Below are 10,646 nucleotides of genomic sequence, written 5' to 3' on the forward strand. Positions count from 1 at the left end.
GTTGTAAATCACGCCAGTCACGATGGGGCGATCGATATCGCTCTCTAGGAAGCTTATTGTTACTTCTTGCCCGATGCGCGGGATAAATTGATGGCCCCAGCCCGCACCGGCTGAAGGGTAGGCAACACGAATCCAGCAGGATGATTTGTCATCCATATTTGCGCCAAATTCTGGATGTTCCTGAGCGCGTTGCCAGTGCATCTGGATTTTTATTCGGCCTTGCTCATCGGTATATACCTCTGAGCCAGCGGGGCCGACCACGGTGGCTGTTTGTAAGCCACGGCTTTTAGGCTTGCTGAGTTCTTGATGAGCAAAGGCAGGTGTAAGCGGTTGGCCGCGTCTTTGGGCGGTAAAGTCGGCATGATACGGGGCGGCATTCTCGCCAGAGCTAGCAAGTAAACTGGGGGCAATCATGAGTAAGTGCTGGCTAAGATCAGCGGGCAAATTATTATTTGCAGTAAATTTCAACTCGGTTACGGCGAATTCCCGCTGCTCTGCGCTGTCCCATTCGTGGGCTGGGTGATCTTCTAAGCGGAACCACTCACCCGCTTGCAGGCCGCGCAATGTGCCAGAGCCAGAAAAAGACTTCTTTTGTGAGTCTAAGGCTTGCTGGCGCAGGTGAGCGTAATGGCTGAGCTGCTCAGTATCTGCCGCGTAATAAAGCGTTTGTGGCTCATAATTTTCTAAGCTGGCTTGAATTTGCTGGCCACCTTCTCCTTGGTCGATACTGCTTTCATTAAAACTGTGCTGTGTGCTAGTGGCTTTGTAATCAAAGCTCGCTAAGGACACGCTGCTACTGCCTATTTGGCGTTGGGTATGCCAGCGGGTCAGTGTATCACTCTCTTCCGTTGCGTCAGATCGATGAAAGCGCACGGCAGAATCTGCCGTTTCCGGCAAGGCGTAAACGTCATCAAACAAAATGAGCTGAACTTGCGGGCTATCTCCGGCTAAGTGCTTAAAGCGCCATGAAATGCCTTCCTCATGAATGAGGCGCAGCAAAAAATCAAAATCAGATTCTCGGTATTGCAGGCAGTAGGAGCGTGGGGGATGTGTGCCTGATAACTGAAGCTCCAGCGTTTGCACGCTGGCAAACACGGGATTAAGTGCCTGATGCTCCGCTAAAACCTGCTTAATAATCTGGGCTACGCTTAAGTCCTGAAACACGCGGGAGGTGCGGCGGTAGCGTAATAAAGAAAAAGGCGGCTCAATGGTCAATGCATATTTAGCAAAACCGCCATCAGAGCCTAATAATTCTGCCTTAGAAACAATACCACAGCGCTCTATTGCTGCACCGTTTGCATCGATAACGCTCAGAACCACGGGCAAGCCAAGTAAAGATTTAAGCTCTAAGTGGCTATCGGGAGACAGGCATTCAAGCTGATAGCAATAAGCTTGGTTGATGCCTTCACTGCCTGTAACGCGCTGGGGTAACAATTGTTCACCCCACGCTGCACCATCGCCAAGCTGAAGGGTAATAAGGCGATTTTCCTGATTAAAAGCAGCGGCAAACGAAGCGAGCAGATCGAAGGTCATGTTAAACCAAGGGCTTACAAGAAGGCTTGTATATTACACGAAGCTTTTGTCATGCTGTTTAATGTGTTTTGTAATTACTGCACAACTACCCGTAAATCTCTATTTGGTATGTAAGTAATCTGCCTTATTGGTATGCGAATCAATTCAGTGCTGGTGGCTAAAAATATTCTAATTACTATTTCTTAAGGCAATAAGAATGCGGCCTCGCGGGCCGCATTCTTCCTAGATAATGTTTGACTCATTCCATTACTCTAATAAAATTATGGGCTTAAAAAGCATGCTTTCCCCGATGCGATAGCAAAGCCGTTTCACGTGGAACAGGCCAAATTTAATCAACCCATAATATGAAAGCCGCCATCAATATAAATTGTGCCGCCGGTAATCAACTTGGCGCTGTCGGATGCGAGGCCTGCGCAGGCTGCACCCACGTCTTCGATACTCACTAATGAGCGGCTAGGGGCTTCGGCGGCGGCTTTATCCAATAGCTCGTCGAATTCTGCAATGCCAGAGGCGGCGCGAGTTTTGAGTGGGCCGGGGGAGATAGCGTGCACACGAATGCCCTTAGGCCCAAGCTCCGCCGCGGTGTAGCGGCAGACTGATTCTAGCGCGGCCTTAACGGGCCCCATGATATTGTAATTTTTGATGACTTTTTCTGCGCCGTAATAGCTCATGGCAAACAGCGTGCCGCCCTTATCCATCAGCGGCTCGGCAAGGCGGGCCATTTCGATAAAGGAGTAGCAGGAGACGCTCATCGCGGTATGAAAGTCTTCTTCGGTGACATCCACTACGCGGCCATGCAGGGCATCTTTAGGGGCAAAGGCAATGGAGTGGATGGCAAAGTCTAAACGTCCCCATTTTTGGCGGATTTCATCAAATACCGCTTCCATTTGTCCCGCTTGCAGCACGTCGAGTGGCATAAATAGCGAGGCTTCTAGCTCATTGGCTAAAGGCTCGACAAAGGGGCGGCCTTTTTCGTTGATATAGGTAATTGCCAGCTCGGCACCACGCTGCTTAAATGCTTTTGCGCAGCCGTAGGCGATGGAGTGCTGATTGGCAATGCCAATAATAATGCCTTTTTTACCGGCTAAGGATTCGTATGCGGCAGGCTGGGTCATGGGACTTCCTTTCAATTTTAGGGTAGGCAAAGTGTTTTATCTTACCCACGCGGCTATCGTGCGATAGGGACATTACAGCCCGAGCTGCTTGCGAGTATGCCTTGCGATCATCAGCTCTTCATTGCTTGGGATCATCCATACCGAAGTTGAGCTATTGATGCTACTAATGCATTGCTCGCCTGCTTCATTGGCTTGCGGGTCTAGTTCAACGCCCAGCCATTGGGCTTGCTCGCATACTTTTTGACGAATAATGGCGCTGTTTTCGCCGATGCCTGCAGTGAATACCAAGGCATCTAAACCGCCCATGCTGGCGGCTAGCGAGCCTAGCTCGCTGCTGATGCGGTGGACAAAATAATCAATGGCAAGCTGAGCGTGTGGCTCTTGGCTAGCGAGCAAAACCCGCATATCGCTGCTGATACCGGATAGCCCCAATAGGCCAGAGCGTTTATAGAGCAGCTCTTCCACTTGATGCACATCAAGTTGCTCTTGCTGCTGCAGATAGAGCACCACGCCCGCATCAAGGCGGCCTGCTCGTGTTCCCATCATCAGGCCATCGAGTGCGGTAAAGCCCATGCTGCTGGCTATGCTTTGGCCATTGTGGATGGCGCACATGCTGGCTCCATTGCCTAAATGGGCGATCACTACTTTGCCAGCGGCAACCTCTGGCTCTTGTTGCTGTAGCACCGATGAAACGTATTCGTAAGATAGGCCATGAAAACCATAGCGGCGGATGCCGCGTTCAAAGCAGCTATAAGGCAGGCCAAATAGCTGATTTAGCTCGCTTTGGCTGCGATGAAATGCCGTATCAAAACAGGCAATTTGCGGCATTTCTGGCATGGCTTTAGCCACGGCCCGAATGGCGGCCAAATTATGCGGCTGGTGCAGCGGAGCAAGTGGGCTCAGGGCATCCAGCGCATTGATAATGCCAGGGGTAAGTAAAATGGGGGCGGCGTAGTGTACGCCGCCATGCACAACTCTATGCCCAACGCCAAGCAGCTTAATCCCTAGGTAATGGGTGCGCAGCAGAGTGGCAATGGCGAGTAGGCAATGCGCATGATCGATACTTTCACCATCTTGCCAGTGCTCGTCTACTAGTACTTGGCCGTGATGGTCTTTTGCAAAAAAGTGTGGCGCACTGCCAATCCCTTCTACTTGGCCTTTGGCCATCAGGTGCAGATCGCTCGCGGCATCGTATTCAAACACAGAGAATTTCAGGCTGGATGAGCCAGCATTTAAAACCAAAATTGCTTTCGTCATTGTTTAATCCCTGTGTTGGGGCGATCTTTATTTTGTAAAGGATGGCTTATGGCGGGTGAAACCGCATGTGCGCTAACTCAAGCTGCGTAGCGCTGTGCGTGAAGTACTGTAAGCCTTGAGTACACAGGCTCAAAACAGGGCTTTCTCTGTGGTCTCTGTGGTTTAAGATTTAACTCACTGTCCCATCGCATCATTTTTGGCTTAGCACATGGGGCTTTCTGATTATGCCTCTTGCTCAATCTCATTATAAATATCGCAGGGTGGGTGAAACCCGTGTATTTATTCAACATTGCTCGCGGGTTTCACCCCATGTGCGCTAACCAAACTGGCTACGCCGTCGTAATTTAGCTTGGGAGATACGTTTTTTCCTTGGGGGCTCTCGTAAAGACTCACTCTTTTTCCCCCAGTCTCTCAAGCTTGAAAGAAGTGATGCAGTGTGATTAATCGCTCGTTTTAGTAATTCAAGTACTAAAGCCATTTCTCTCCAATAGCAGCGCTCCCGCTGGCTTGTTTGTTGGGATTTCCCCTGTTTCAGGGGAAAAATGCTCCCCTAGAGCGATGAGCTGTTCAATCAAACATGCCACTAAAAGCTTGCCTTGTAGCCATGCTTTTGCGCCTTCTGGATCTTTCTTTTTTAAATGACCAAATCCCAACAATGATTTCAACCGTTTAAACGCCAGCTCAACTTGCCAGCGATGTCGATAGAGCGCTAAAACACCATCGGCATCTAATTCTTTTAACGTCGTGACCACCACAACATAAGCGGCCATTTCTAAGGTCTCAGGCTTAACCGCTGCGACTCGTGCTCTTTTACTGGTTTCTTTCTTTAAGCGTTGCTCACTTTTTGCCTGTTGCTGCCCTGTTTTACGGTAGGCACACATTCGTACGGGTACGGGTTGTGTACTTCCTGTCAACACCGCCGACCATTCACCGCATTGCCCTTCAGATAAGGTCCGTAATAGGGGCAATAACTGGACTTTATCGCCAATGGCATCATGCAAAGGGAGGTTGTTTAAATTCATACGGGCCAGCACATCGCCGCCCTGATCCAAAATATGATTGATACCACGTCGGTTAGTAAATCCTCGATCACAAAGCACCACATCCCCTTGCTGGACTTGAAACAAGGTGAGTGATTCGCCGATTTTTGACGAAGTAAGCGTCATTTCATAACAAGAAAGCGTGCGAATATCAAAAGCATAATGGAGTCGCCAAGTGGCATTTACCGCTCTCGGCTCGCTGACCACACTGCCATCGATCGCCAAGAGGCGTCGTCCAGTCAGAGCACTGCTCGCCAAAATGGGCGCAGGAGCTTGGGTGATAAGCTGCTCGGTCATCCAACGCAACCATTCGCCAGATTTGTTGATCCGCTTGAGTAGGGCCACATCAGAGATCTCAACGATGTCAGCCCCTTTTACGACAGTGGTTCGCATTGAATCTTGGTTACAAAAGTGCTGCAATAGAATGCGCAATAACTGCTCAGCGTTTTTAATTTTACGGCCAAATTTTAAGGCACCCAAAGCTTTGGCTTGCTCCTGCCAGCCTTCAGGTAAGAGCGCTAAAACGGTAGCCCAATCATCGTCGAGCAACTGCTGAGTTGTTATTTGCATACTTAATTTATGACCGTTATTGAGCGTGAAAGATTTAGCTTACATCACTTACATACATTTTGGTTAGCGCACATGGGGTGCAACCCGCGTTTTTTCAACATCGCTCGCGGGTTTCACCCGCCCTACAATAAATTATTTGATGCACAAAGGGCACAGCATGCTGTGCCCTACAGAGACCAAATTAAGCCCATAACACGTAGAACACCCGCCCCTACAATGCTTTAAAATTAACCGCTATTACGCAAGCCTGCCGCAATACCATTAATGGTTAAATGCACCGCGTGCTGCACTTCTTCACTGGCCTCGCCACTACGCAAGCGCTTTAATAGCTCGACTTGCAAGTGATTAAGCGGATCAAGATAAGGCAAGCGATTATCCAAACTACGCGCCAGCTTTGGGTTATCTGCCAGTAATTCGCCATGCTTAGAAATAGCTTGCACGGCATCTACGCTGCGCTGCCATTCTGCCTTGATCCGGCCAAAAATACGCTGTGCCAGCTCTTTATCCTGCACTAATTCTGCATAGCGTGCGGCAATGGCAATATCGGATTTTGCCAACACCATATCCATATTCGAGATAGTGGAGTTGAAAAATGGCCAATCACGATATAACTGTTGCAACAGCGCCAAGCCCTCATCCCCCGCTTCTTTTAGATAATCGCTAATTGCCGTACCAAAACCATACCAGCCCGGTAGCATCAAGCGGCACTGACTCCAAGAAAACACCCAAGGAATCGCCCGTAAATCGCCAATGCTATTGGTGCTTTTACGCGCAGCGGGCCGTGAGCCGATATTAAGATTAGGAATCTCATTAATCGGCGTGGCTTCACGGAAGTAGGTAATAAAATCAGGCGTGGCGTAAACCAAATCACGATAAGCCTGATAAGCAATCAAGCTGAGTTTTTCCATCAGCTGACGTCGTTCCAGCATATCATTTAATGGTGGTGACTCTTCTGGAAAGCTGGCTTCTAGGGTTGCCGAAATCAAGATTTCTAAATTACGACGGCCTACTTCGCGGTCGGCATACTTTGCTGTAATCACTTCACCCTGTTCGGTAATCCTAATCTGGCCATTTACCGAGCCTGCAGGCTGGGCCAAGATCGCATCAAAAGCAGGGCCACCACCACGGCCAACCGTACCGCCACGCCCATGGAACAGGCGCATCTTAAAGTTGGCCGCTTTAAAGACTTCAACTAAAGTCAGCTCAGCCTTATAGAGCTCCCAATTAGAAGTAAGATAACCACCGTCTTTATTTGAATCCGAATAGCCCAGCATCACTTCTTGCACATTATCCCGACAGGATAAAAGCTTGCGCCACTGCGGAATATTAAATAGCTCGGTCATGATTTTGCCAGCACTGCGCAAATCAGGAATAGTTTCAAACAGAGGAATAATATTAATTTTAGAAACTAGCTTAGGCGCTAATTGCACCAAGCCTACTTCCTTCATCAGCACCGCCACTTCCAACATATCCGAAACTGAATCGCAGTTAGAGATAATGTAATTGGGCAGTACCGATGCACCATAGCGTGCTTGCATTTCAGCTGCGGCACGATAAATATCCAGCTCTTTTTGCACATCTTCGCTGTATTCAACGTACGCAGAGGCCAAAGGCCGTGCACTGGATAGCTCGCGCAGCAGTACCACACGGCGCGATGCCTCATCCAAACGCATATATTCTTCTAAACCTGCGTGGGCAAATAGCTCAGACATCACTTTTTCATGCGTACCAGAAAACTGGCGCATATCCAGTGGGGCTAAATAAAAGCCAAACACCGATACCGCACGCTGTAAGCGGCGTAAGCGCCCGCCCGCCAAGAGTGCCGCACCATGCGCTTTAAGTGAAGCGGCAATCGTGGCTAAGTCACTCAGTAATTCTTCAGCATTTTGATACTCAGCCGCATTCGCCACATCGTGCAGCTGATGATGGAAAGTACCGATTTTTACTGCCGTAGCAAAGATTCTGGCCCGCACGGCCGACACCGCCAAGCGATAAGGCTCTTCTGATTTACGATCTTTCTCATCTGTGGCCAAATTGGCTAGCTTTTGCAGCTCTGCATCTACCGCCACAATGCGGGTCGACATAGGCAATTCATTTTCTAGCTTCATGCACTGCTGGTAGTAATGATCTAGCGCAATCCCCGCCTGACGGGATACCGCATAGCGCAGCACGTCTCCGGTTACAAAAGGATTACCGTCTCTATCACCACCAATCCAGCTACCCACTTGAACAAAATTAGGCAGCGCGACAGGCAGCTGGCAGAGTGCCGCCAGCTTGTCTTCTAAATCTAAATAAAGGCGCGGTAGTTCGTGTAAGAAGGTATTGCGGAAATAAGCCGCACCGTTTTCAATCTCATCTTGCACGGTCAGTTTAAAAGTACGAATTTCCCGTGTTTGCCACATCGCCAACAACACCCGCTCTAAAGCGGCTTGATTATCCGCGAGCTCTTCTGGGGTCATCGCAAAGCGATCACGCTCGGCCAGCAGCTCGGCCACGGCACGATGCGAATCCAGCACGGTTTTGCGCTTGACTTCAGTAGGGTGGGCGGTGAGCACAGGAGCGATTAAGCTTTCACCCAGCATGCTAATAATGTCGGTAGCCTTAACGCCTCTTGCAGTCAGGCTATTAATCGCCGCCGCAATACTGCCGCGTTGGGGTGCAGAACCTGCAATCTTGTGCGCGCGGCGGCGACGGTTATGGTGTAAGTCCTCTGCTATATTAGATAGATGAGAGAAATAACCAAAACCACGCACCAAGGCCACGGTGGAAGCGGGGTCTAAATCAGCCAGCGATTTGGCTAAGGTAATACCCGCCTCTGGATTGCTCTCTTGCACATAAGACAGAGCGAGCGCACGGATGGACTCAATCTGCTCAGCAGTAGCAACACCAGCTTGCTCCCTTATGGTTGCAGCGAGAAGTTCGGCGAGTAATTCAAGATCCCGTTTGAGGGGAAGGTCTTTATCGGCAATCGTTTCGAGTACGGGCATAGCAATCCAGTTCATTGATTGAATCGGGCAAACACGATTCATTCTAACAAGAAGCTGTGGTTTTCACGGATAGATATTTATAAATAAATATGTAATACAAATGCACAGACTACATTTCAAATAGATGTTTGATCTATAAGGATATATGTAAAAAGGGTAAATAAAAAATGTAAGCAAAGTGTGGCTTTTATGAAGATTATTTGCAGATATCTATTCAATACCCACTTAAATAATCCATAAAAACCAAAGTGTAAACATTTACACCCATTGCAATTATTTGCCAATAGTCAGCATTTTACCTAACAATGCAAACAAAAGAGTAAGCACATAAAATAAAAAAGAAAGACTTAAGAAAGTTTAAATTAAACTTAAAACAAACATGCACCACTCACCAAGGTCTAAAACAATGACGTCTTACCCCTTCCACCTTATTAATATGTTTGCAGAACGCCGCTTAGGTGGAAACCCAGTGGTGGTCTTTACCACCGCCGAAATGCCTGATGAACAAACTAGGCAAACGCTTGCCTATCAAATGGCCGTGGCTGAAACCGCCTTTATCAGCGATGACGATACCCTAGTCCACGTTCACTCCCCCCAATACGCGCTGCCCTTCTCTTGCCAAGCCTTACTTTCCACCGCCGAAGCCACCCACCCCAATGAAATAGGCCTAGCCGCGCAAGTATTTAAAACGCATTTAGGAGAAGCATGGCTACTACGCCAAGCGGATCGCTGGTGGAGCCAAATGAGCACGCCGCATACAAGGCAATCCATCCACAGCGTATTAGAAATCGCCGAAGCACTGGCGCTTAATCCCAAAGATATTGTTGGCAGGCCATTATTTGTGGATTGCGGCTTAGAGCAGCTGATTGTGCAAGTTAAATCGCAGCAATCCGTCTTACAAGCCAACCCACAGCCACAAGGCTTAGCCAAGCTGGCCGAATCCAGCAAAAACCTGCCGCAAGCCGCCGTATGGTGCCGAGACGACAACCAAATCACGCTACGCTTTTTCTCCTGTGATGCTTTCACCGTTTATGAGGATTTTGGCTCCGGCACCGGCGCCGCCAATATCGCAGGCTGGCTCTTAGCCTCCGGCCAAAGTGCCCCCTTCTCGCTACGCATCGAGCAAGGCCACACCATCCACAGACTAGTATCCCGCCTCAGCGTGATCTTGGTAGAAGTCGACGAAAACCGCGTCATCCGCGTAGGCGGCAACGCACACCGTGTAGGCGGCGGAGTGATTGAGCTGTGATGCATGGGGGGGTAAGGCAAAAGGCCATTAAATATAGGTCACAAGGCTGTCCACATTTAGTGGCCAGCTTTAAAAGCCCCAAATAAGCGGTACACCTTACAAAAACTAATTTCGTTTATAATTACACCGTATAACTATCGAAATCCTATCGTAGGGAGCATACAGCTTCGTGTAATATGCAATTATTACTATAAGTCTTTGGTTTAACATGACCTTCGATCTACTTGCCTCCTTCGCCGCTGCCTTTAATCAAGACAATCGCCTTATTACACTTCAACTTGGCGATGGCGGGGTATGGGGTGAGCAGCTGCTGCCACAACAAGTGGAGGGCCGCGAAGGGATTAATCAAGCTTACCGCTACCAGATAAATTGCCTGTCACCCGACGGTGCTTTAGAGCTTAAATCCTTACTGGGCCTGCCCATTGTTTTATCCGTGGCGGATGCCAGTGGCACAGAGATTGAGCGCTGCGGTGTTATCTCCCAAGCCCAGCTATTAGGTTCTGACGGTGGCTTTGCTAAATATGCTTTAACCATAGAGCCACCGTTTGCCCTGCTACGCTATCGCCGCACTTCACGCATTTTTCAGGATTTAAGCGTTCCAGACATCATTAAACAGGTGCTGGCCGAACATCAGGCGATAAACCCCGTGTTTGCTGCCGTGCAAACGCTGGATTTTAAACTCACCGGCACGCACCTGCCGCGCTCTTATTGCCTGCAATACCGTGAATCTGATTTTGATTTCTTAACGCGCCTAATGCACGAGGAAGGCTTGGCTTGGCGCTTTATGCATTTGCCGGGTGATTCGCCGCAGGTGCAGCTGATTGTGTTTGATGACGCCTATGCCCTGCCGGAGGCCGCCGAACCACAGGTGCGCTTTCATCGCGCTGACGCCACT

General features: G+C 49.2%; 7 protein-coding genes. 2 read left to right on the forward strand and 5 right to left on the reverse strand.

The genetic code is table 11. The annotated features are described in order from the left end of the window. From Q0R17_RS08080 to ppc, 5 genes are all read right to left on the reverse strand, one after another. Positions 1-1,533: type VI secretion system Vgr family protein (locus Q0R17_RS08080; protein WP_293933804.1), on the reverse strand; the 1,533-nt coding region annotated here is incomplete at its 3' end. Between the two features lie 332 nt (positions 1,534-1,865). Continuing rightward, a complete protein-coding gene (gene fabI, locus Q0R17_RS08085; RefSeq protein WP_293933807.1) occupies positions 1,866-2,648 on the reverse strand; it encodes an enoyl-ACP reductase FabI in 783 nt (260 codons plus the stop codon). A 72-nt stretch (positions 2,649-2,720) separates the two neighbouring features. Next, the gene (locus Q0R17_RS08090; protein ID WP_293933809.1) at positions 2,721-3,905 is read right to left on the reverse strand and encodes an acetate/propionate family kinase; all 1,185 of its coding nucleotides are present in this window, start codon (positions 3,903-3,905) and stop codon (positions 2,721-2,723) included. Positions 3,906-4,366: 461 nt separating this feature from the next. Further along, complete coding sequence (locus Q0R17_RS08095) at positions 4,367-5,515, reverse strand: IS4 family transposase (protein WP_293933811.1); 1,149 nt, start codon at positions 5,513-5,515, stop codon at positions 4,367-4,369. A gap of 227 nt (positions 5,516-5,742) precedes the next feature. Continuing rightward, positions 5,743-8,502, reverse strand: a complete 2,760-nt coding sequence (ppc, locus tag Q0R17_RS08100; RefSeq protein ID WP_293933813.1) for a phosphoenolpyruvate carboxylase — start codon at positions 8,500-8,502, stop codon at positions 5,743-5,745. A gap of 406 nt (positions 8,503-8,908) precedes the next feature. Here ppc and Q0R17_RS08105 point away from each other — a divergent pair, with 406 nt between their 5' ends. Beyond that, complete coding sequence (locus tag Q0R17_RS08105; RefSeq protein WP_293933815.1) at positions 8,909-9,751, forward strand: PhzF family phenazine biosynthesis protein; 843 nt, start codon at positions 8,909-8,911, stop codon at positions 9,749-9,751. A 208-nt stretch (positions 9,752-9,959) separates the two neighbouring features. After that, on the forward strand, positions 9,960-10,646 hold a 687-nt coding region (locus Q0R17_RS08110; RefSeq protein WP_293933818.1), incomplete at its 3' end, for a type VI secretion system Vgr family protein.

The sequence above is a fragment of the Iodobacter sp. genome (assembly GCF_025352645.1).
Lineage (GTDB): Bacteria > Pseudomonadota > Gammaproteobacteria > Burkholderiales > Chitinibacteraceae > Iodobacter.